This window comes from Nocardia sp. NPDC051030 (assembly GCF_040683015.1).
In the GTDB taxonomy this organism is placed as follows: Bacteria; Actinomycetota; Actinomycetes; order Mycobacteriales; family Mycobacteriaceae; genus Nocardia.
This window is the reverse complement of sequence record NZ_JBFBCD010000009.1, coordinates 465558-488316: the sequence shown is the minus strand read 5'-3', so window position 1 is coordinate 488316 and position 22759 is coordinate 465558. Positions and strand designations below refer to the sequence as shown.

Genomic DNA, 22759 nt, shown 5'->3' with positions numbered 1-22759 from the left:
ATCAGTTTTACGGTTCTGAGGTGTCCGACACTTCTTCCAAGCAGGCGCCGCGCAGGTCCGGGAGTTGGCTGCTCTATGTGGCTTCCGCGCTGTTCGCGGTCGGATTGCTGGCCATTGTGGCGATCTTCGGCATCGGTCTGCTGACCGATTCGGCCCCGGGATTGTGGCTGTATCTGCTAGCCATGGCCGCGCCGCTCGGTTTCCTTCTGGGGATCGTCTTCGCGTTGTGGTCCGGCCGACGTTCCCGGTAGGCGTCCGCGACACGTGTAATGCCCCATTCGTTACCTCGCCAACCCTGTGACCTTCGTCACATAACGGGATGGTCACGGACGGGTGACAGACCCCTATCGGCCGGGACTCGCCGTGACCACCAGCGCAGACGCGAAGTGGAACCCCTTGCGCCGGTTCGGGACCCGGACAGACACGGCGGTTACCAAATGGTGATTTTTCCCGGCGGTCGTCGTAATGTCTCTCACCAGCCGGGTCAGCCCGGCGCCACCGGCCCGCCGCACCGAACTTCGCCCCGCGGGAACCGGACCCCCAACTGGAATCAGGGGCGAAGACGAGGAATAGCGCGCACCAGCGCGCCGGGCCGGACGACCTCTCAGTTCGACCCCGGTAGTCACTCCTCGCAGGGGCGTCGAGAGGAACGACCCGAATATGAGTGGACGCCATCGCAAGCCGAGTAATACCGGCCGCACGGTCGCCAAGGTTGCCCTGACGGGCATCGCCCTCGGCGGCGCCGGAGTGGCCATGGCTGGTAACGCCAGCGCGGCACCCGACTCCGACTGGGATCGACTCGCGCAGTGTGAGGCCGGCGGCAACTGGGGCATCAATACCGGCAACGGTTTCCAGGGCGGGTTGCAGTTCTCGCCCAGCACCTGGAATGCCCACGGCGGCGGCGAGTACGCCGCGACCGCCAATCAGGCCACCCGCGAACAGCAGATCGCTGTCGCCGAGAAGGTGCTCGCCTCGCAGGGCTGGGGCGCATGGCCCTCCTGCTCCTCGAGCCTCGGCCTCAGCAGCGCTCCCACGCAGCGCACCGCCCCCACCACCACCGACGCACCGCGCTGGAACCCCAACCCGGGCACCGTGACCGCCGCGGACGACACGCAGAAGGTCTTCCAGGCCGTCGACCGTGCCGTACAGGTCGCTCAGGACCAGGGTGTGAATCTTCCGCAGCCGGTACTGGACTTCATCAATGCCACCAAGTCCAGTGGCGTGAAGCTCGATCCGGGCATCACCAATTTCTTCGAAGCGAACAAGGCCCTGCTCCCCAGCTGATCAGTTGAAGGTTCACAGCCTCTGAACGTTCGCAACAGGCAAACGCCCCGCATCAATGACGATGCGGGGCGTTTGCTGTATGCAATCCGGGTGCCGGATCAGGCGGTTCGCCGGGGTGCATGCCAGAATGAGCGACGTGGTGAACAAATCGAAGAAACCCTACGTTGACAACGGCTGGCCGACGATGGAGAACGGCGATCACGCCGTCACCGAGCTCTCGTCCGCCCGCTCCGGCGGCCTCTCGCCGTACGGTGAGGATGTTGAGTTCCCGCTTCCGGTCGATCAGCTGCCCTACGTGCACCCGCACACGGTCATCAACCGCTGATTCGACGTACGACCGAGACATATGCCAGGCGCGGGGAGGCGGACGGGTGAAGTGACCGATACCGCCACCTCCGCCGGTCCCGGCGATGCCGCCAAGACCAAGACCGCCGCCGGAGCCGATACGTCCCTGGCGGAGTGGCTGGCCGCGCGCGGCGACGCCGAACTGGTCACCCTCTTACAGCTGCGGCCGGATCTGGCCGTCCCCCTGCCCGCCTCCATGGCGGTGCTGGCGGCCCGCACCGAACAGCGTGCTTCGGTGCTGCGCGCCACCGATGAACTCGACACACTCGACTTCGCGGTCATCGAAACCCTTGTGGTGCAAGGCGCGGCCGACGGCCGGCACGGTCGGCCCGTGCCGCGCACCCGGCTGCGTGGCCTGCTCGGCGATCGAGTGCCCGCCAAAACCATTGCGGCGGCCGTGGATCGCCTGCGCGCCCGTGCCATCGTCTGGGGACCCAACGACGCCCTGCGCCTGACACCGGCCGCACCGGAGGCCCTGCCGTGGCCGCTGGGCAGCACCACCGAGCTGCCGGACGCGCTCACCGAGCCCGAGATCACCGCGGCCCTGGCCGAACTCGCGCCGCCCGAACGCGGCCTCCTCGACAAGCTGGCCACCACCGGCCCGCGCGGCCGCACCCGCGATGCCGCGCCCGGGACACCGGAGGACCGGCCGATTCAGCGCCTGCTGGCGCGGCGACTGCTGAACTGGATCGATGACGAGACCGTGGAATTGCCGGTCTCGGTCGGGCAGCTGCTGCGCGGGGAACCCGTCACCGATCCGCATGCCCTCAGCGCCCCGCAGGCGACTCAGCGCAAGCAGTCCCCCGCCGACGTGAATGCCGCCGCCGCGGGCGAGGTCGGAGAACTGCTGCGGCACAGCGCGTCCATCCTGGATGTGCTCGGCCAAGCTCCCGCGCCTTCGCTGCGTTCCGGCGGTCTCGGCGTGCGGGAACTGCGCAAGGTGGCCAAGCAGACCGGCATCGACGAGACCCGGCTCGGCCTGCTGGCCGAAATCCTCAGCGCGGCACGCCTGCTCGACAAGGGCGTCCCCGAACCGCCGCCGGAACCCGATACCACCGACGACTACTGGGCCCCCACCACCACCGCCGACGCCTGGCTGGCCGTGATCCCGCCGCGCCGCTGGGTGGTGCTGGCCCAGGCCTGGCTGGAACTGGACCGGTTCCCGTGGATGATCGGCATGCGCGACGCCAATGACAAGCCGCTCGCGGCCCTGTCGGCGGAACTGCGCAATGTGCACGCCGTGCGCGATCGCCGCACCGTGCTGGACCTGCTGGCCGAATATCCGACCGGCACCGAGGTTTCGGCCGCCGATCTGGGCCGCGTGCTGGCGTGGCGGCAGCCGCGCTGGCGGCGGCACTATCGCCTGGAGGCGGTGCAAAGCACCCTGGCCGAGGCGCAGACGCTGGGCCTGGTGGCGCGCGGCGCGGTCACCTCCGCGGGCCGGGCGCTGCTGCACGGCTCGCCGGAGGACGCCGAGAAGGAGATGGCGGCCGCGCTGCCGGATCCGGTGGATCACGTGCTGGTGCAGGCGGATCTGACGGTGATCGCCCCCGGCCCGCTCACGCCCGAATTGCAGGACCGGATCTCACTGGTCGCCGATGTCGAATCCGCCGGGGCCGCAACGGTCTACCGGATCAGCGATATCTCGGTGCGGCGCGCCCTGGACGCGGGCGCGACGGCCACCGAACTGCACAATCTGTTCACCACTCATTCCCGCACCCCGGTGCCGCAGTCGCTGACCTATCTCATCGACGATGTGGCGCGCCGGCACGGCCGCCTGCGCGCGGGGATGGCGCAATCCTTTGTCCGCAGCGAGGATCCGCGATTGCTGGCGGAGGTGCTGGCCGCCCCGGTGGCCGGTGTGCTCGCGCTGCGGGCGGTCGCGCCGACGGTCGCGATCTCGCAGGCATCGCTCGGTGAGGTATTGGAGCACTTGCGGGCGGCCGGATTCAGTCCGGCGGGCGAGGATTCCTCGGGCGCGATCGTGGACCTGCGCCCGCGCGGCGCGCGCTTGGCGGCGCGCGCCAATCAACGCCAGAATTGGCGGCCGAATCCGCCGAACTCCGAGCAATTGCAGGCCCTGGTGGCGGAATTGCGTGCCGGGGAACGGGCCGCGAACTCCCGCCCGGGCCAGACCGTGCGCTCGGACGGTAGCCGCACCAGCACCGCCGCGACATTGAACCTGCTGCAACTGGCGGTGCGCACGCGACGGCCGATCCATATCGGCTACGTCGACGCCTCCGGTGTGGCGACGCAGCGCGTGGTCGAACCATTGAAGGTCGGCGGCGGCCAATTGGACGCCCTCGACCCGGTGACCGGCGCGGTCCGGCACTTCACGCTGCACCGGATCGCGTCGGTCGCTCTCGTCGAATAGTCGAGATTATTTCGGGTTACCGAGGCAGAAAGTGGTCTTCGGATCCGGCACGATGCGGAAGCCGATGGCCGAGCTGGTGTCACAGAGGAATTCGTCGGCCTGCCCGTCGATGCGCTTGGTCACCTTGAAGGAGGCTTCCGGCGCGGTGCACTGGACGTACTTGTAGCCGGTGGTCTTGCTCTCGTTGTAGCAGGCGCCCTCCTTGAAGTTGGGCGTCAGGCACAGGAAGGCCGTGGTGCCACCGTTCAAGGCTTCCTCGTAGGAGGTCTGCTCTTCCTTGCATTCGGTCTTCTTGTCGAAGATCTGGGCGACCTTGTAGACGGCCTTCTCCGAGGAGCAAGCGACCGGCTCGGTCTTGGAGTCGGTCGCGGAGCCTTCGAGGACATTGATGCAGTCCCCTACCTTGGCCTTCGCCGTATCGGACTTACTGGCGTCCTTGAGCATCGAGCACCCGGTCACGGCAAACGCGGCAATGGCCACCGCCACAAGGGCGAGCACGAGGCGGAGGATCGGCCTCGTTCCTGCGAACTTCACTAGCGAAAACCTTTCTCACCGAACAATTCACGGCTGCCGTGAACGCGGTGAGAATAACCCGTGAGCTGCCCGGACCGCATCAGCCCGCCGAGGGATCTAGATCATCGAGAGGCCGCGCATGCCCATCAGCGAGAGGTTGAGGATGGTGGGCAGCAGGCTTTGGAGGAGTTGCAGGCCGAAAACGTTCACGAGTGTTCCCTCTCGATTTGGGCGCTCGTCCAGAAAGTTGCGCCATGGGTGGTGTCGTACCCGATCCGTGACTCGTTACACATGCGAATCAGGGAATAGTTGATCATCTCGACGAGCCGTTGTCCACGGAACCCGTTCCGGCAGAACCGGTTCCGCTCGAACCGCTGCTGCCCGAGCCCGAATCCGATGAGCCCGAGGACCCCGAATCCGCCGAACCCGTACCGATCGATCCGGTAGGCACCGTCGCGCCCTTCGAACCCGGACGGTTGATGTACACCGTGACCGGAGTCGTCGCGTTCGCCTCGATGGTCACCACCCGCGCCCCGGCCGCCGAGGTCACCGTGCCGCCGTCGACCCGCACCTCATACCCATTCGGGTAGTGCAGATCGGACACGTAGATCTCGGTCGGTTTCGTTCCGGCCCGCGGCGTGTACCGGTAGGCGAAATCGCCATTGTCCGCATCGAAGATCATTCGTCCCGGCGTGCCCGCGGTGGCCTGCGGATAGGTCCGCACCAGTTGCCGCCCGACATCGCCGAGGAACGGATCCGGCTTCGGCCCGCCCGCACCGAAGCGCGAGGCGTAATGCCAGTACTGCCAGCCGATGAACCGCTCGTCCGCGCGCTTCAAGGTATTGGCCAGCACCGTGGCATCGCCGTCGCCGAATTCGGTGACCAGGGTCGGAATGTGCGTGCGATTGGTGAAGGAATCGATATTCCCCCACGTCTTGTCCTGTTGCACCGGGCACAGCGCGCGCAGGAAGACAGGCAGGCCAAGATAGATGGCCAGCTGGCTCGGAATGCAGTAGTCGTGCGGTGCGAACGCGATATCCGGCGAGCTGATCGGCGGATTCTTGCCCAGGTTCGACGGCATGGTCTCGTTCCAGGTCACATTGGGTTCCCAGAAGACGTTCACCTCGCTGCGCGCCCGCACCGCGTTCGTCAGCTTCTGCATGGCCGCTTGGTATTTCACGTCGAACCCGGGACAGCCGTCGGGATAGCAGGACAGGAATGCCGAGCCGGGCCACGGCTCGTTCAGCAGCTCGATCCCGAGGACTCCCGGCCGATTCCCGACCTTCGCGGCGAGCGCCCCGAGCGCGTCACCCAGGTGGTCGAGGACGCCATTGTTGTTGTTCCACACCTCATCCCAGCCCTGATTCATGCTGGGCATGAGGTAGTACAGCGGGAAGCCGAGGTTCGGTTCGAGCGCGCCGGGTCGCGATTGCAGCGCCCATTCCGGAAAGCCATTGCCGCCCCAGATCTTCGACAGGCCGTCCTGGTGATTGTCGAGCAGGGTGTGAATCCCGTACTGCGCCAACGTATCCACGACGGAGGCGACACGATCAAGATAGGCCGTGTCGACCACGCCCCGGGTAGGCATGAGTCCGTCGAAGGAGACGCCGAGCCGCACGGTGTTGAATCCGTGCCGGGCGAGCAGGGCCGCATCGTCGGCGGTGAGGGTGAATCCGTCGCCGGGTTCGATGTACGGAGCGTCCTTGTCGACATTGTTGACCCCGTGCAGCAGCACGACCCGCCCGTACTCGTCGGTGAATCGGGAGCCGTCGATCCGGATCCGCCCGGCCCCCGCCGGATCGGCGTGCACAGGCGTCGCCGTCATCATGAGCGCACTTGCGAGCACTGCCGCCGCGCTCGCCAACCACCGTCTGCCTCGTCTCGACATCGGCACCTCTATTCAGCTAAATCAAACGTCCAAATGGACAACCGTCCAACTTTTGGAGTGATCGTAGCCACAGAAACTCGGGTCTTGACCGCTTTCACGGAATTGACATCGCGTTCCGCCGGTTCCATTACCGACCCCCGTCCCTTCCCACGGCGACCACTGTCGGTCCCATCAGGAACAATGGACGACGGCCCGTTCGGGTCGGACAACCAGGAGGTGTCGTGACCGACGGTCCGCTCATCGTTCAAAGTGACAAGACGCTGCTGCTCGAGATCGACCACGAGGCGTCCGGCGCGGCGCGGCAGGCCATCGCGCCATTCGCCGAGCTGGAACGCGCGCCCGAGCACGTGCACACCTACCGGATCACGCCGCTGGCGCTATGGAATGCCCGCGCGGCCGGTCACGACGCCGAGCAGGTGGTCGACGCCCTGGTCAACTTCTCCCGCTATGCCGTGCCGCAGCCGCTGCTGGTCGACATCGTGGACACCATGGCCCGCTACGGGCGGCTACAGCTGGTGAAGCATCCGGCGCACGGCCTCACCCTGGTCAGCCTGGACCGGGCGGTGCTGGAGGAAGTGCTCCGGCACAAGAAGATCAGCCCCATGCTCGGCGAGCGCCTCGATAACGACACCGTGGTCGTGCACCCGTCCGAGCGAGGCCGGATCAAGCAGATGCTGCTCAAGATCGGCTGGCCCGCCGAGGACCTTGCGGGGTACGTGGACGGCGAGGCGCATCCCATCGAACTCGACTACACCGCCGGTAAATGGCATCTGCGCGACTATCAGGAGATGGCCGCCGATTCCTTCTGGGCGGGCGGCTCCGGTGTGGTGGTGCTGCCGTGTGGCGCGGGCAAGACCATGGTGGGCGCGGCGGCCATGGCCAAGGCCAAGGCGACCACGCTGATCCTGGTCACCAATACCGTGGCCGGGCGGCAGTGGCGGCGCGAGCTGCTGGCGCGCACCTCGCTCACCGAGGAGGAGATCGGCGAATACTCCGGCGAGCGCAAGGAGATCCGGCCGGTCACCATTGCCACCTATCAGGTCGTCACCCGCAAGACCAAGGGCGAGTACCGCCATCTCGAGCTGTTCGACAGCCGCGACTGGGGTCTGGTCATCTACGACGAGGTGCATCTGCTGCCCGCACCGGTCTTCCGCATGACCGCCGATCTGCAGTCCCGCCGCCGCCTGGGCCTGACCGCCACGCTGGTGCGTGAGGACGGCCGCGAGGGCGATGTGTTCTCGCTGATCGGCCCGAAGCGCTATGACGCGCCCTGGAAGGACATCGAGGCGCAGGGCTGGATCGCTCCGGCGGACTGCGTCGAGGTCCGGGTGACGCTCACCGATGCCGAGCGCATGGCCTACGCGGTCGCCGAGCCGGAGGAGCGCTACAAGCTGTGCTCCACCGCGCGCACCAAACTGCCTGTGGTGGAATCGATTCTGGCGCAGCACAAGGGTTCGCCGAGCCTGGTGATCGGTGCGTACCTGGATCAGCTGGAGGAGCTGGGCGCGCATCTGAACGCGCCGATCATCCAGGGTTCCACCCGCACCAAGGAGCGCGAGGAGCTCTTCGAGGCGTTCCGCCAGGGCGAAATTCCCGTGCTCGTCGTCTCCAAGGTTGCTAACTTCTCCATCGACCTACCGGAAGCGTCTGTGGCCGTCCAGGTTTCGGGCACGTTCGGTTCGCGGCAGGAGGAGGCCCAGCGGCTGGGCCGGCTGCTGCGGCCGAAACAGGATGGCGGTCAAGCTCACTTCTATTCCGTGGTCGCACGTGACACGCTGGACGCCGAATACGCCGCACATCGGCAGCGTTTCCTCGCGGAACAGGGGTATGCCTATCGCATCACCGATGCGGACGACCTGCTGGGGCCGACGATAGGATAAGCGGAGGACTGTTCTCCAATTCATGGCATTGGTGAACCGGCCTCCAGAGGCGGGAGGGAACGAAGGTGCGACGCTTCGAATTCGCGGTGGACCGTGAGCATGCCAGGGCGGTCAACGAAGTCGTCGCGGACCTGCGGCGATTGCGCGTGCTGGCGATCAGCGCGGCAGTCGGGCTGGGGCTGGGCAGCGGATTCCTGATCTGGCTGAACCATCCGTGGTCGTATCTGCTCGCGGTGGCCTTCGTACTGGGCGCGGCCACGGCCCTGTTCATCGGGCTCTACACCCCGCACCGCGGCCGGGTCGACAAGCTGTATGCCGCGGGCGAACTGGTGCCCGCGGTGGTGTCGGAGACCAATGGCAAGGGCGCGACCCTGCTCGCCCTGGTGAATCTGGCCAAGCCCAGCGCCGACGGTCCGCGCTACGCCTTGGTCACCCGGACCGTGCGCACCCTGCCGGGCCATCGCCCGCGCACCGGCGAACGCGTCCCCGCGGTCACCGTCCGCATCGACCGCGCCCCCACCTCGGTCGGGGTCAGCGATCTGTGGCAGTCGGTGAGCGCCATGCCGATCGCCTGGGGCACCCGCGATCTGAACATCATCGAACGCGCCCGCGGTGCCATTCGCGAGGTGGAGTGGCAGCTGCTCACCGACAATCTGGATCTGGCCGCCAAGGTCCGGCACGCGGATGCCAAACGCCTGCTGCTGGACCCCCGGCAGCTTCCCGAGGAGCTCCGCCGATAGCTCCCGGGTCGCCGGAATAACAACAGGAAAACGCCTTGTCAAGGTACGTAGAATGATCCGATGATCCCCGTGGGAAACCTGGTGGCATTTCTGGTCGCCGCCGTTGTCATCATCATAATCCCCGGCCCCGGTGTGCTTTTCGTGATCGGGCGGGCGCTGTCCTACGGTCGCCGGGCGGCCTTCCTGTCGGTCCTCGGACATTCTGCCGGGGTCTTCGTGGTGCTGTGCCTGGTGGCGGCGGGACTGGGGACGATCCTCGCGGCGTCGGCCATAGCGCTGGTGGTGGTGAAGTTCGCGGGCGCGATGTACCTGATCTATCTCGGGATCCAGGCGATCCGGGAGCGGCGCTCGCTGCGAGAAGCCTTGCAGTCCAAGGTGGAACCGGTGGGCACCAGCCGGGCGCTGCGCCAAGCCGTGCTGGTCGGCCTGACCAACCCCAAGGCCATCATCTTCTTCTCGGCGGTGCTGCCGCAGTTCATCGAGCCGTCGGCCGGGCCGGTGCCGGTGCAGCTGCTGATCCTGGGGGCGATCTTCCTGGCCGTGGCGCTGGTGTCCGACACCGTGTGGGCGCTGGCGGCCGGATCGGCGCGGGACTGGTTCGCCAAGTCACCCAAGCGCCTGGAGGCGGTCGGCGGCGCGGGTGGGGTGATGATCATCGGGTTGGGTGCCAGCGTGGCCGTGTCGGGCAGCACCAACTGAACAATCGGGCGACTAGCATCGCCCCGGAAATGAATCTTCCGGAAAAGGGGCGGTTTTGCGGATGAAGGACAGCTGGTGGCGGTTCACCGCGGCGGGGGCGGCGCTGCTGGCGATCACGAGTGCGGCTCCCGCACAAGCGGATACGGCCGATCCATTCACCGGATCGCCCGGTCTCGGCGACCCCTACTATCCGTTGGACGGCAATGGCGGCTACGACGCCAAGCATTACGACGTCACCATCGGCTACGACCCGCCGTCCCATCAGCTCACCGGCTCGACCCGGATCGAGGCCGTCGCCACCCAGGCGCTGCGGGTCTTCGACCTGGACTACAGCGGCCCGCAGATCTCCAAGGTGACGGTGAACAACCTCCCCGCCTGGTTCGATCGCGGTGACGAGCACGAACTGGTGATCACCCCGATGATCCCGCTGCTGCCCGGCCTGCCGTTCACGGTGCAGGTGGAGTACGCGGGCGAGGTCGCCAATACCGACGGCGAGGGCTGGGTGCTCTCGCCCAGCGGCGGGGCTTTCGTTGCGGGCGAACCACATTCGGCCACCAGCTGGTATCCGCTCAATGACACGCCCTTGGACAAGGCCACTTTCACGCTGCACGCCACCGTCCCGCAGGAGTGGGAGGTGATGTCCAATGGCGCGAAGGTCCGCGATGTGGTGCAGGGCGGCAATCGGACCGTGGACTGGGAGATGCGGCAGCCGGTGATCGGCTACCTCACCACCATCGCCATCGACAAGTTCGAATTCCTGGAGCAGCGGCGCGGCAATGGCACCCCACTGCTGAGCGCCTTCGCACCGGATGCGCTGGCGGCCAAGGATATCGAGGCACGACTGCCGGAGATCCTCGATTTCCAGGAGCAGCTGTACGGCCCGTACCCGTTCGACACGGCCGGTGGCATCTATGTGGACACCGACCTGCAATTCTCCCTGGAAACCCAGTCACGGCCCATCTACGCGCCCTGGACGGACCTGAATACGGCGGTGCACGAGATCACCCACCAGTGGTGGGGTGATTCCATGTCGGTGCAGCAGTGGTCCGACGTCTGCCTGAACGAATGCTTCGCCAGCTACACCGCCGACTACCTGTGGGCGGAACGCAAGGAGGGCAAGGACGTCGACGCCCAGTACCGGGAGACCGTCGCGAAATACCGTGACACTCCGAAGTACTGGGAGATCGCGCTCCAGAACCCCGGCGCGGGCTATGAATTCACGACCGTCTACACGCGCGGACCGCTGTTCCTGCACGCCCTGCGCCGGACCATCGGCGATGAGGTCTTCTTCCCCGCCATCGGCGAGTTCGTCATGGCGCACAAGTACGGGAACGCGTCCATGCCGGAGTTCCGCAAGTTCATGCAGTCCAAGACGCCACACGAGCTGACCGGCTTCTTCGAGGCCTGGCTGGACCGGACCGACCGGCCTTCGGACGAATTCCTGTTCCCGGGTTCCCTGCGTTCGTGAGATCAGGCGGGCAGCGGCCTGGCCCGATCGCTCGCGACCATGACGGCCATCGCACCCAGCACCGAGCCGGTGACATAACGCTGGGCGCGCAGCCACAGGGGACGTCCGGCCAGGAATCCGGCGATCCCGCCCGCGGTCAGCACGATCAGCCCGTTCACGCTGAGCGCGATGATGATCTGCACCGTGCCGAGACCGAGACTCTGCAACCAGACGTGACCCAGCTCCGGGACGATGAACTGCGGGATCAGCGCCATGTACAGGATGGCGATCTTGGGGTTGAGGAGGTTGGTCACCAGGCCCATGGTGAACAGCCGGCGGGTCGGGTCGGCGGGGAGCTCGCTGGGCGCGAAGGCCGAAAGGCCGCCCGGGCGCAAGGTTTTCCAGGCCAGCCAGACCAGATAGGCCGCGCCGGCCAGCTTCACGGCCAGATACAGGGCGGGAACCACCGCGAAGACTGCGGTGAGTCCCGCGGTGGCGGCGACCAGGTATACGGCGAATCCGACGGCTACGCCGCTGAGTGAAATGAATCCGGCTCGGCGGCCCTGGGAGACCGTGCGCGACACGAGATACATCATGTTCGGGCCTGGCGTCAGCACCAGTCCCAGTTCGATGGCCGCAACTCCAAGTACCGCACTTGTCCCACTCACGCCTTCGATCTTGGCCGATCGTCCGGCCGCGTGTCGCGGTCCAATTACGAGCTACTGGCCTTGAAGAGTGCCATCCACTTCGGCGCGTCGGGTCAGCGTGTTGTGGAGGGCTGGGCGGCGCGGAGGCGGCGGACGCCCTCGGCGATGGTTTCTTCCTTTTTGCAGAAGGTGAAGCGGACGAGGTGACTCCAGGAGTCCTTGTCGTCGGCGAAGACGCTGACGGGGACGGCCGCCACGCCGAGGCGTTCGGGGAGTTCGCGGCAGAAGGCGTAGGCGTCGGTCGCGCCGAGGGGGGTGATGTCGGCGCAGACGAAATAGGTTCCGTCGCTGCGCTTCACATCGAATCCGGCCTCCTTCAGCGCGGAGGAGAGGCGAAGTCGCTTCTCGGACAGGGTGTCTCGCAGGGCCGCGACCCACTGCTGTTCATTGTTCAGCGCGTGGGCGACGGCGGGCTGGAAGGGGCCGCCGCCCACGAAGGTGAGGAATTGTTTGGCGGCCAGCACGGCGTCCAGAAGCGGTGCGGGGGCGCAGGCCCAGCCGATCTTCCAGCCGGTGACGCTGAAGGTCTTGGCGGCGCTGGAAACGATCACGGTGCGCTCGAACATGCCGGGCAGGGTGGCGAGGCTGATGTGCTCGTGGCCGTCGAAGGCGAGGTGCTCGTAGGCCTCGTCGGACATGACGTACAGGTCGTGTTCGATGGCGATCTCGGCAATGGCGGTGAGGTCGGCGCGGGACAGCACGGTGCCGGTGGGGTTGTGCGGCGAATTCACCAGCAGCATGCGGGTTTTCGGGGTGATGGCGGCGCGCAGGCTGTCCAGGTCGAGGGCGAAGCCGTCGCCGTCCGGGACCAGGCGGGCGGTGCGGCGCTGGGCCCCGGCGAGGGCGATGGCTGCGGCGTAGGAGTCGTAGTACGGCTCGATGAGCACCACTTCGTCGCCGGGCTCGACCAGGCCCAGGATGGTGGCGGCAATGGCCTCGGTCGCACCGACGGTGACGAGCACCTGGCTGTCCGGGTCGTAGTGGGTGCCGTAGCGGCGCGCGCGGTCGGCGGCGACGGCCTGGCGCAGGACGGGCATGCCGCGTCCGGGCGGGTACTGGTTGAGGCCGTCGGCAATGGCCTGTCGCGCCACTTCGAGCATGCCCGCGGGGCCGTCGGAGTCCGGGAAGCCCTGCCCGAGATTGACGGCTCCGTGACGGACGGCGAGTTCGGTCATCTCGGCGAAGATCGTCGACGCGAAGGGACGCAGGCGCGCGACCGTCGGATTCTTGGGCATGACCGGAGGATAGTCGACGCGCGGTGCCGGTCTCCGGAACGACGGAATGGTTGCGAAGCAATAGCGAACAGCTATGTTTCACATTTCATTCGAGCCCTCTACCTGGCTCGTTGTGCATTGCCCCGAGGGCAGCTAGCCTGCCCGTGTTTTATCTCACACCGCTACCGCGGTTTCTTGAAAGGGGCGAAACGTGCCCTCATATATCGATCTTCTTCTACATCCGGCCGCTGCAGTCGATTTCGTGCATCATCTCGCGGCCCAGCTCATCGGCGGCTGGTCCAATGGTTCGTCCACCCCGGATGTGGGCCTGGGCTCCAGCATTCCGGGTTCCGGATCGGGCACCGGATCCGGCATCGGCCAGTGCACGCCGACCGGTTCGGTCAGCCTGTCCGGTGGCATGGATTGCGGCACCAGCGCCGGTTCGGCCACCCCCAACTGACGACTTCCGGTGTGCGGCAAGCCGTGTCGGGGGTGTGCCGCCCACCGGGCCCAGTTCGGGGAACGTGAATATCTCAGTGCGGAACGTGAATACCCTTGAGCTTGGCCGGGTTCGCGAGATCATATGCGCCCCAGACCTTCCCGTCCTTGACGGTGAATCCGTAGACACGAGTCGGCGTCCCGGAGCGCCCGTCCACAAAGGCGCGCTCGTGCACCAGCACCCCCAATTGCCCGTTCACCAGCACCAATTCGAGCGATTCCCGGAACGCTTCCGGATCGCCGAGACCATGCATGCGCCGCAGGCCCAGCCACAGGCGCGCCACCTTGTCCACGCCCGAGACCACATTGATCGCGGTGGAGGTGGTGCCGCCCGCATCGCCGATGGTGCGCACGTCCGGATGCAGCAGCGCCACAACGGCATCCATATCGGCGCGACCGAGCGCGGCCAGCAGCTGTTGCACCACGACCTCATGCTCTTCGTCCGGTACCGGATCCGGGGTGCGCGCCGCCGCCTTGCGAGCCCGGACGGCCAGCTGCCGCGCGGCTTCGACGGAGACGCCCAGAATGTCGGCGATCTCATCGAACGGCACCGAGAATCCTTCGTGCAGCACGAATGCCACCCGCTGCGGCGGGGTCAGCGTGTCCAGCACCACGAGGGCGGCGAAACGGTAATCCTGTTTGCGCACCACGACCGCGAGCGGATCGGGCGCGGTGGAGGGCCCGGTCGCCGTGACGATGGGCTCCGGAAGCCATTGCCCCACATACTTTTCCCGGCGGGCCGACGCGCTGCGCAGCCGGTCCAGGCAGATGCGGCTGACGACGGTGGTGAGCCAGGCGCGCAGATCCTCGATCTCGTACTGGTGTGCCACCGCGAGCCGTAACCAGCTCTCCTGCACCGCGTCCTCGGCGTCGCTCACGCTGCCGGTCAATCGGTATCCCACCGAGAGCAGATGCGACCGATGTGATTCGAACAAGTCGGCGAGAAGAGCGGCAACCATCGAGCCGATCCTACGGCGGTGTTCCGGGCCGTCCGTCACCGGTCCAGGAAACGTTGTGCGCCCGTGCACGGTTCCGTGTCAGCATGGCGCTGTGGACGCGCAGAAGCTCTCGAATGGGACGGTGTGGCTGTCGCCGCCGACGGTGCACGATATCGACGCCATCACCGCCTGCTGTCAGGAACCGTCGGTCGGGGAATGGACCACCATGCCGGTCCCCTACACCCGTGCCGACGCCGAGAAGTTCGTCTATGACACGGTCACGCCCGGCTGGGCCACCCGCTCCCCCACCTGGGCGATACGCCTGGGCGAGTATGGCCCCGTGGTCGGCATGATCGGCCTGAGCCCGATCTACCTGACGAACCGCGATCCCGAGACCGCCGAGATCGGCTTCTGGATGTCGGAGACCGTCCGCGGCCGCGGTCTGATGACGCAGGCCGCGAACCTGGTGTGCGAGGTCGGTTTCAACGTGACCGGGTTCGCCTTCGAACGCCTGGAGTGGCGCGCCATCGTCGGCAATAACGCGTCGGCCGCCGTGGCCCGCCGCAATGGCTTCCACTACGAGGGTCTCTTGCGCGGCGGTGGCGTGCAGCGCGGCACACGCCGCGATGTCTGGATCGCGAGCCGCCTGTTCACCGACCCACCCGGCCCGGCCGAGGATTGGCCGGCCGGGGTGTGAGCCGATTGCTTCAGCCGCGGTGCGCGGCTGTTCATCAGCCGCGACGCGCGACCGTATTGATCAGCCGCGGCGCGCGGCGACGGCGTCGGCCAGCGCGTCCAGCTGGGCGGCCGTCGTATCCCAATCCAGGCAGGCGTCGGTGATGGACTGTCCGTAGGTGAGGTCCTCGGCGTGGCCGAGGGTCAGGTCCTGGCGGCCCGCGACCAGGAAGCTCTCCAGCATGACGCCGACGACGGTGCGCTCACCGGCGGCGATCCGGCCCGCGATATCCGTGACGACATCGACCTGCTTGTTGTGGTCCTTATTGCTGTTGCCGTGGCTGGCGTCCACGACCAGGCGCTGATCCAGGGACGACTTCTCCAGGCGCAGTAGGGCTTCCGCGCAGGAGGCGGCGTCGTAGTTGGTGCCATTGGTGCCGCCGCGCAGGATGACGTGGCAGTCCGGGTTGCCCGCGGTGCGGATCAGCGCGGAGCGGCCGTCGAGGTCGGTGCCGGGGAAGACGTGGCTGGCGGCCGCGGCGCGCACCCCGTCGACCGCGACCTGCACATCACCGTCGGTGCCGTTCTTGATGCCGACCGGCATGGACAGTGCCGAGGACAGCTGCCGGTGCACCTGGCTGGCGGCGGTACGCGCGCCGATCGCGCCGTAGGACACCAGGTCCGAAATGTACTGCGGGGTGATCGGATCCAGGAACTCGCACGCGACCGGCAGGCCGAGCCCGGTGATATCGACCAGCAGGCGACGGCCCAGGTCGAGTCCGGTATTGATATCGAAGCTGCCGTCCAGGTGCGGATCGTTGATCAGGCCCTTCCACCCGAGCGTGGTGCGCGGCTTCTCGAAGTAGACGCGCATGACCACGTGCAGCCGATCCCCGAGTTCCTCGGCCTTGGCGGCCAGGCGGCGGGCGTAGTCGATGGCGGCGTCGGGATCGTGCACCGAGCACGGGCCGACAATGACCATCAGGCGGTCGTCATCGCCATTGAGCACATCGACGGTGGTCTTACGGCCGGCCCGCACGGTGTCGGCGAGCGAGTCGTCGATCGGGTGCGCGGAGCGGATCTCGCGAGGCGAGCGCAGCGGGCTCACACTGAGCGTGCGCTGGTCGTCGAGATCCGAATGCACGTCGAGATCGGCGGCGAGAGTCATGATCGTGGGTTCCTTTTCTCAGGCCGGCCCACGGGAGAGTGCTATCTGAAACCCCTTTGAGCCGGTCTGGTTCGTCCGGCTCGGGGTGGAAGAGGTCAGCGCAGGTTCACGCCGCTCGACCCACCCGGGGCCGGCTGGCTAAACCAGAAATACACGCGCTGCATGGCGGCGACTGTACCAGAGAAGTCGAATCACGCGTGTGGCGTGCGACACTCTCGCAACTCGCTGACCTGCCCACTCACTCAATGCGCGATGTAATGCAGGACTATGTCGTGCACGTGGCGGGTCTTCTCGTCGCCGCGGAATTCCACCTCGTAGTTATTGTGGCCGGTGCTGATCACCAGGTGCCCCGAGGAGAAGAACTGGCCCGCGAAGGACTTGTTGGTGATCACGCTGACGCTGCTGATCCGGGAGTACGGGATGCTGGTGATGGCGATCTTCTTACCCACGAACGAGTTGTCCTGGATGATCACGCGTCGATCGGTGAGCCCGAGGAATCCGGTGCCCACGCCGATGGCGTCGTAGACGGCCAGGATCTGCTCCCCGGGCAGCAAGCCCTGTTGAATCTTCTCGAGTTGGTCGCGACGGTCATACGGAATGCTCATGTCCCCCAGCCTCTGAAGCTTCTTACCGGCGAGCGAACGAGTAACCGACCTTGGTCAGCTGCTCGGAGAGTTCCCACAGCCGTCGCGCCATAACCTCATCGCGCGAGGCGGAGGACGACGGGCTGAGCCCCGGATGTCCACGCAGGCCGCGCAGTCCGGTCGGGCCGTAGAAAGCGCCCGGTTCCACCTCGGCGGTGGCGGCGAACAAGGTTGGCAGCGCACCCATTTCGGCGCTCTGCGCGATCAGCCGGTTGCCGATCGACAGGAAGAAGTCCTGGATGGACTCGGTATGGCCTTGGAGATCGGTGGCGGCCCAGCCAGGGTGCGCGGCGAGCGACAGTTTCGCCGAACCGCTGGCGGTGAGGCGGCGCTGGAGCTCGTAGGCGAACTGGAGATTGGCCAGTTTGGACTGCCCGTAGGCGGCCCACCGCTGATAACGGCGGCGCTCCCAGTTCAGGTCCGCCACATCGATGCGGCCGATGGCGTGCGCGCCACTGGAGAGCGTCACCACGCGGTCGCGAATCTTGTCCAGTAGCAACCCGGTCAGCGCGAAATGGCCGAGATGGTTTGTGCCCATCTGCATTTCGAAGCCGTCCGCGGTGCGCTTCAGCGGCACCGCCATGACACCCGCGTTATTGATCAGCACATCGGCGGATTCGATCGAGTCGGCGAAGTCGCGCACCGAGGCCAGATCGGCCAGATCGAGGCGGCGCACCTGGACATTCGCGCCGATGGCGTCGGCCACGCCGCGGGCCTTCACCTCATTGCGGCAGGCCATGATCACCTGCGCACCGGCCCCCGCGAGGGCTCGCGTGGTCGCCGCACCCAGCCCGCTATTGGCGCCGGTGACGATGAACGTCCGGCCGCTCTGATCAGGGATGTCCGAGATGTCCCAACCGCTCACGTGATCGAGTCTAGGGGCGGACGGCCGGGGCCGCCGTGTGTCGACGCGAAGCAGCAAATGCCAGAAATTTGCCAACGTAGGCGAAAGGGCCCTCGACGCGCGGCGTGTCCGGATCGCATTCAATGGCGATGAACTGGTCAAGCGGTAGCGTCCGCGACCATGGACACGATCATATGGGCCGGTTTGCTGGCTGCATTGGTGTTGATCTATCAACAACGATCCCGTCGTATCGTGCTGGCGGCCTGGTGGATCATGCTCATTGCGACCGCCCTGCTGCTGCGTCACCACGTCACCAGCGGACTCGGATTGGGGTTGACATGGTGACCCAGCCGATCGCCGACACACCGGCCACCGAGGATCGCGGCGGCCCGCTCGGGCAGGTGCAGTACTGGCTCGCGGTCATTTTCGTGGCCGGCTGGACCGGTGTGGTCTGCGGCGGCCTCGGCGTGCAGTTCGGCACCTGGGACTACCCGTGCCCGCTGTGCATGGTGCAGCGCAATTTCATGATCCTGGCCGCGCTCGGCGGTGCGTTCATCGTCCGAAAGGGCTTGAACGGCAGTCTTTCACGCCGCGATTACATGACCGGCTGGGGCCTGTGCATCGTCGCCAGCTTCGGCGGCGGCTTCGCCTCCTGGCGGCAGACCATGCTGCACATTCTGCCCGGCGACAAGGGTTACGGCGGTGCAGTGCTGGGCCTGCACCTTTACGTGTGGGCGTGGATTCTGTTCATCGCCGCCATCACCACGATCGGTGTGGTGCTGGCCTTCGCGAACGAGACTGCGGCCCGGGTCATCCCGACCGGTGGTGTGCACGCGCTGCTCGGCAAGCTGGCGCTGGGATTCCTGGGCCTCGTCATCGTGATCAACCTGGTGGCGGTGTTCTGCCTGGCAGGGTTCCACTGGTACCTACCCGACAACCCGTCCTGCTACCAGCTGTTCCACGATATCGGCATCATCGACGGTGACTGCCCCGTGATCGAGTAGCTCGGCCAGAACCCACGAAATACCGGCCCCCGCATCGGATTCGGATGCGGGGGTTCGCTTTTCAGGACAGGGCGAGCACCTCGTCGTCGGACATGTTCGCTACCTCGAGGTAGAGGGTGGCCACCGTGTCCAGGCGGCCCGAAGCGCCGGAACGCGCTTCCCGGTCCAGCAGGCGCTGGGCCAGGCCCGCCACGGTGCGGGCGGCGAAGAAGTCCGACACCACCGCGTCCGGGGAGTCCAGCCAGTCCCGGACGCGGGCGATGACGGCGGTGGCGAGCACCGAATCACCGCCCAGCGCGAAGAAGTCGTCGGTCACGCCGACCACCGGGCGCTCCAGCACGACGGCCACGATATCGGCGACCGCACGCTCCAAATCCGATCTGGGCGCGACGAACTCACCCGCCTGATCGTCTTCCACGAGCAGTGCGACGACGGCCTTGCGATCGGGCTTCCCGTTCGAGGTGAACGGGAGTTCTTCCAGCAGTTCGACACGGGTCGGGATCATGTAGCCCGGCAGCAGCTCGGCAGCCGCGGCACACAGCGCCTCGGCCTCCAGGGCCACCCCCTCGTTCGCCACCACGACGGCGCTCAATTTCGGTGCCACCGAACCGATCACGGCCGCGATGGCGTGACGCACACCCGGCAGGGCGCGCAGGGCGCTCTCCACCTCGCCGAGCTCCACGCGGTAGCCGCGAATCTTGACCTGATGGTCGGCGCGGCCCAGGAATTCCAGGGTGCCGTCGGGCAGATAGCGGGCGAGATCGCCGGTGCGGTACCAGTTCAGGCCCTCGTGCCCGACGAAGCGGTCGGCGGTGCGCTCGGCATCGCCCCGATAGCCCGCGGCCACGCCCGCGCCGCCGATCCACAGTTCACCGGTGACCCAGTCCGGGCAGTCCTGCCCCGACGGGCCGACCACCCGGCAGCGCACATTGCGCAGCGGCGTGCCGTACGGCACCGCCGACCACTCCTGCGGCACTTGGGCATTCACCACTTCACAGATGGTCGAATGGATGGCGGTCTCGGTGGCTCCGCCCAGTCCGGCGAATCGGCAGTGCGGTGCGACCGCGGCGAGCCGCCCCGGCAGCGCCACATCCACCCAGTCGCCGCCCAGAATCACCATGCGCAGGCTGTCCATGGCCTGCCCGGCCGCGGCCTCCAGCAGCATATCGAGCAGGCTCGGCACACAGTTGACCACCGAAATACGGTGCCGCCGGACCATTTCCACCCACAGTGCGGGTTCGCTGCGCTGCCTCTCATCCAGCGCGACGATCGCACCTCCGGTGCTGAGCAGCCCGAAGATGTCGTACACCGACAGGTCGAATTCCAGCGCCGACAAGGCGAGAGCCCGGTCCGCCGCGCCGATCCCGAATCGCTCGTTCAGGTCGTCGATGGTGTTCATCGCCGCTCGATGCGGCACCTCCACACCCTTCGGCTTACCCGTCGACCCCGACGTGAACAGCACGTAGGCAATGGCTTCCGGATCCGGGAAGACGGCTTCGTCCAGGGGTTCCGGATACACCCGGGCGTCAGCCAGGGCGAGCGCCCGGACCTCCGGCACGTCTCCCCCGGTGGTCAGCGCGGCCACCACCGCACCGGTGCGCAGGATCTCCGCCCGCCGCGTGTCCGGCTGATCGAATCCGATCGGCACGTACACCGCACCCGCCGCGAGCACACCGGCTGAGGCAACGATCTGATCCGGCCCCTTCGGCAGCTGCACCGCCACGGCCTCCCCCGGCTGCACTCCAGCTGCCCGCAGCGCACCGGCGACAGCCAGTGCCTCTGCCGCCAACTGCCCGTACGTGAGCACCTGGACCGCCGAATCTCCGGTGCTACCACCCACGGGAGACTCGGCACCGCCATCGATCACGCTCGCCGTGTCATGCGGGGACGCCCCGGTGTCATGGTCGTCGCGTTCCCAGATGATCGCGGGCGCGTCGGGGTTTGCGGCGGCGTGGGTGAACAACCCGGTGTGCAGCAGGTCTCCGCTGAGCGGTCCGTCGGTGGCATTGACGCGGGCGCGAATCACGGCCTGTTCCACCGGGATTCGCACGGCCGCTTCGGCATCCCAGCCCGCGTCGGCGCGGGTGCCGTGCTGGCCGCGGTCGGCATGATCCTTATCGGTGCCCGCCAGCCGCAGGACGGCGTCGATGTAGCGGGCGAACATGGTCTCGACCATGGTCGCGGGGAAGGCGTTCGCGCGGACGTCCCAATTCAGCAGGAGGCCGCCGCGAACCTCGGTGACCTGGGCATCCAGGAGCACCTGCGGGCCTTGGGAAATGATCCAGACCGGATCGCCGAAGGTGTCGGTGACCTGGTCGGAGAAGAGTTCGCCGAGGTTGATGGCGCTGGTGTAGACGATCGGCGCGAGCACCGGCTCGCCGCGCTGACGGCCGAGATCACGCAGTACCTCCAGTCCGGAGTACGCGGAATGCGCTCCGGCGGCATGCAATTCACGTTGCAGTGCCTGGGCGCGCTCGGTGACGGTGGCGGGAGCGGTGACATCGACCTCCAGCAATACCGAGGAGGTGAAGTCGCCGACCACGCCGTCCACCTGCGGATGCACCGGTTCGCGATGGAACAGCGGCAGATTGAGCAGAAAGCGCCGCTGCGCCGACCAGCCGCCGATGGTCTCGGCGAATACCGAGGCGAGGGCCATGGCGGGCGTCACGCCACGCGAGTGCGCGGCGGCGAACACCCGGGCCTTGGCCTCCGGTGACAGCCAGCGATGCAAGCGCACGGTACGAGCGCTCGCCTCGGCGGTCTCGGCGGCACGCGGAAGTTCCGGTGCGCCAGGCATTTCCGGCATCCGCGCCTGCCACCATGCGCGATCCGCATCACGTTCGGGCGCGGCTCCGGAGTGCTCGGCCAGGTACTGCCGGAAGGTGTAGTCCTGCGGCGGCAGCTCTTCACCGTGGTACAGCCGCGCCAGGTCCGCGATGAGGATCCGGTAGCTCATGGCATCGGCGGCGAGCATGTCCACGTCCACGTGCAGCCGGGTCCGCCCGTCCGGCAACAGGGTCAGCGCGATATCGACGACCTGCCCGTCCTCGACCGCCATCAGCTGATGAGTCCGCTTGTCGCGCAGCTCCTCCAGCACCCACTCGGACTCCGCACCCGAGTCACGCAGATCGGTGACGCTCCACACCGACCGCCCCGGCCGCTGCAGGGTCTGCTGCGTCCCATCCGGCAGGAACCGCGTCCGCAACATGGGATGCCGCCGAACCAGGGCCTCGACAGCCCGTCCCAGTCGCTCCGGATCCACGTCCGCCCCATCGAATTCCACATACAGGTGCGCAGCGACGGCCCCGAGCTGCTGCCCGTCGGACCGCCCGATCCAATAGGCGTGCTGCATCGGCGCAAGTCCGAACGGACTTCCATCATCGACGGCGATTGCCACCCCCGCCGAGTCACCCACCGGTCCAATCGAATTGCCGATGCCATCGGGCTCAGCTCCGGCCGACCGTTCGCCACTGATGCCGGTGACCGCAGTTGGCGTGTCGCCAACCGCATGCGCCGCGTCCTCGTGTGCCAGGGAATTCGCCAGATCGGTTGCCGCGCCCGGCCGGTCGGCGTCGAATTCGGCGACCGAGCCGTGCGCGACGGTGCCGGAGGTGGTCTTCGCGGCGGCCGCGGCGTCGGCGTCCGTCCCGCCGAGGAGGAGGTGCCACGCGGCGATGGTGGGTTCGGCGGCCAGTTGGGCGAAGTTGACGGCAAGGCCGCGTTTGCGCCAGCTGCCCGCGAGTTTCATGGTGCGGATGGAGTCCAGACCGAGCTGGATGAGGTCGTCGTGGTCGGCGATCTCGGCGGGGGTGAGGCCGAGGTGGGTGGCGACCGCGGCGCGGATCTCATCCCGGGCGATGGTGGCGCCGTTGGCCTGCGCTGACTCCATTTCCGCTG

At 67.2% G+C, this 22759-nt stretch carries 21 protein-coding genes; 12 read left to right on the top strand and 9 right to left on the bottom strand.

Annotated elements, in window-relative coordinates; all coding sequences use genetic code 11:
* Window positions 1-20 precede the first annotated feature (20 nt).
* From AB0N05_RS30245 to AB0N05_RS30230, 4 genes are all read left to right on the top strand, one after another.
* On the top strand, window positions 21-251 hold the full coding sequence (locus tag AB0N05_RS30245; protein ID WP_364700043.1) for a hypothetical protein: 231 nt from the start codon (window positions 21-23) through the stop codon (window positions 249-251).
* 409 nt (window positions 252-660) lie between these two features.
* On the top strand, window positions 661-1284 hold the full coding sequence (locus AB0N05_RS30240; RefSeq protein WP_364700041.1) for a resuscitation-promoting factor Rpf1 domain-containing protein: 624 nt from the start codon (window positions 661-663) through the stop codon (window positions 1282-1284).
* Between the two features lie 136 nt (window positions 1285-1420).
* On the top strand, window positions 1421-1609 hold the full coding sequence (locus tag AB0N05_RS30235) for a hypothetical protein (protein WP_364700133.1): 189 nt from the start codon (window positions 1421-1423) through the stop codon (window positions 1607-1609).
* A 51-nt stretch (window positions 1610-1660) separates the two neighbouring features.
* Window positions 1661-4003, top strand: coding sequence for a helicase-associated domain-containing protein (locus tag AB0N05_RS30230; protein ID WP_364700039.1), 2343 nt, complete (start codon window positions 1661-1663; stop codon window positions 4001-4003).
* Window positions 4004-4009: 6 nt separating this feature from the next.
* Here AB0N05_RS30230 and AB0N05_RS30225 read toward each other — a convergent pair whose 3' ends face one another.
* Both AB0N05_RS30225 and AB0N05_RS30220 read right to left on the bottom strand, forming a co-directional pair.
* Window positions 4010-4537, bottom strand: coding sequence for a hypothetical protein (locus AB0N05_RS30225; RefSeq protein ID WP_364700037.1), 528 nt, complete (start codon window positions 4535-4537; stop codon window positions 4010-4012).
* 292 nt (window positions 4538-4829) lie between these two features.
* Window positions 4830-6344 (bottom strand): cellulase family glycosylhydrolase, encoded by a 1515-nt coding sequence (locus AB0N05_RS30220; protein ID WP_364700035.1) that lies wholly within the window; start codon window positions 6342-6344, stop codon window positions 4830-4832.
* A 281-nt stretch (window positions 6345-6625) separates the two neighbouring features.
* Here AB0N05_RS30220 and AB0N05_RS30215 point away from each other — a divergent pair, with 281 nt between their 5' ends.
* From AB0N05_RS30215 to AB0N05_RS30200, 4 genes are all read left to right on the top strand, one after another.
* Window positions 6626-8284, top strand: coding sequence for a DNA repair helicase XPB (locus AB0N05_RS30215; protein WP_364700032.1), 1659 nt, complete (start codon window positions 6626-6628; stop codon window positions 8282-8284).
* Between the two features lie 65 nt (window positions 8285-8349).
* The gene (locus AB0N05_RS30210) at window positions 8350-9024 is read left to right on the top strand and encodes a DUF3239 domain-containing protein (RefSeq protein WP_364700030.1); all 675 of its coding nucleotides are present in this window, start codon (window positions 8350-8352) and stop codon (window positions 9022-9024) included.
* Between the two features lie 60 nt (window positions 9025-9084).
* Complete coding sequence (locus AB0N05_RS30205) at window positions 9085-9723, top strand: LysE family translocator (RefSeq protein ID WP_364700028.1); 639 nt, start codon at window positions 9085-9087, stop codon at window positions 9721-9723.
* Window positions 9724-9784: 61 nt separating this feature from the next.
* Window positions 9785-11191, top strand: a complete 1407-nt coding sequence (locus AB0N05_RS30200) for a M1 family metallopeptidase (RefSeq protein WP_364700026.1) — start codon at window positions 9785-9787, stop codon at window positions 11189-11191.
* Window positions 11192-11193: 2 nt separating this feature from the next.
* Here AB0N05_RS30200 and AB0N05_RS30195 read toward each other — a convergent pair whose 3' ends face one another.
* Together AB0N05_RS30195 and AB0N05_RS30190 are read right to left on the bottom strand one after the other, a co-directional pair.
* Entirely contained in the window at window positions 11194-11838 is a 645-nt protein-coding gene (locus tag AB0N05_RS30195) for a LysE family translocator (RefSeq protein ID WP_364700024.1), read from the bottom strand.
* Between the two features lie 92 nt (window positions 11839-11930).
* Entirely contained in the window at window positions 11931-13112 is a 1182-nt protein-coding gene (locus AB0N05_RS30190; RefSeq protein WP_364700022.1) for a pyridoxal phosphate-dependent aminotransferase, read from the bottom strand.
* Between the two features lie 190 nt (window positions 13113-13302).
* On the opposite strand from AB0N05_RS30190, the gene AB0N05_RS30185 reads away from it, so the two are divergent.
* Window positions 13303-13551, top strand: a complete 249-nt coding sequence (locus AB0N05_RS30185) for a hypothetical protein (RefSeq protein WP_364700020.1) — start codon at window positions 13303-13305, stop codon at window positions 13549-13551.
* Window positions 13552-13624: 73 nt separating this feature from the next.
* On the opposite strand, the gene sigJ is transcribed toward AB0N05_RS30185, so the two are convergent.
* Window positions 13625-14548: an RNA polymerase sigma factor SigJ gene (sigJ, locus tag AB0N05_RS30180; RefSeq protein WP_364700018.1), complete on the bottom strand. Its 924-nt coding sequence runs from the start codon at window positions 14546-14548 to the stop codon at window positions 13625-13627.
* 91 nt (window positions 14549-14639) lie between these two features.
* Between sigJ and AB0N05_RS30175 the strand changes: the two genes are divergently transcribed.
* The gene (locus AB0N05_RS30175) at window positions 14640-15224 is read left to right on the top strand and encodes a GNAT family N-acetyltransferase (RefSeq protein ID WP_364700016.1); all 585 of its coding nucleotides are present in this window, start codon (window positions 14640-14642) and stop codon (window positions 15222-15224) included.
* A gap of 60 nt (window positions 15225-15284) precedes the next feature.
* Here the strand turns inward: AB0N05_RS30175 and AB0N05_RS30170 are convergent, their stop codons facing one another.
* From AB0N05_RS30170 to AB0N05_RS30160, 3 genes are all read right to left on the bottom strand, one after another.
* Entirely contained in the window at window positions 15285-16370 is a 1086-nt protein-coding gene (locus AB0N05_RS30170; RefSeq protein ID WP_364700014.1) for a 3-deoxy-7-phosphoheptulonate synthase, read from the bottom strand.
* A gap of 242 nt (window positions 16371-16612) precedes the next feature.
* Complete coding sequence (locus tag AB0N05_RS30165) at window positions 16613-16975, bottom strand: PH domain-containing protein (RefSeq protein WP_364700012.1); 363 nt, start codon at window positions 16973-16975, stop codon at window positions 16613-16615.
* A 22-nt stretch (window positions 16976-16997) separates the two neighbouring features.
* Window positions 16998-17879: an oxidoreductase gene (locus AB0N05_RS30160; RefSeq protein WP_364700010.1), complete on the bottom strand. Its 882-nt coding sequence runs from the start codon at window positions 17877-17879 to the stop codon at window positions 16998-17000.
* A 159-nt stretch (window positions 17880-18038) separates the two neighbouring features.
* Between AB0N05_RS30160 and AB0N05_RS30155 the strand changes: the two genes are divergently transcribed.
* Both AB0N05_RS30155 and AB0N05_RS30150 read left to right on the top strand, forming a co-directional pair.
* Window positions 18039-18203 (top strand): DUF5993 family protein, encoded by a 165-nt coding sequence (locus tag AB0N05_RS30155; protein ID WP_364700008.1) that lies wholly within the window; start codon window positions 18039-18041, stop codon window positions 18201-18203.
* Complete coding sequence (locus AB0N05_RS30150; protein WP_364700006.1) at window positions 18197-18862, top strand: disulfide bond formation protein B; 666 nt, start codon at window positions 18197-18199, stop codon at window positions 18860-18862. Before AB0N05_RS30155 ends, AB0N05_RS30150 begins: the two co-directional genes overlap by 7 nt.
* A gap of 61 nt (window positions 18863-18923) precedes the next feature.
* Here AB0N05_RS30150 and AB0N05_RS30145 read toward each other — a convergent pair whose 3' ends face one another.
* A complete protein-coding gene (locus AB0N05_RS30145) occupies window positions 18924-22751 on the bottom strand; it encodes an amino acid adenylation domain-containing protein (protein ID WP_364700004.1) in 3828 nt (1275 codons plus the stop codon).
* Between the last annotated feature and the right edge of the window lie 8 nt (window positions 22752-22759).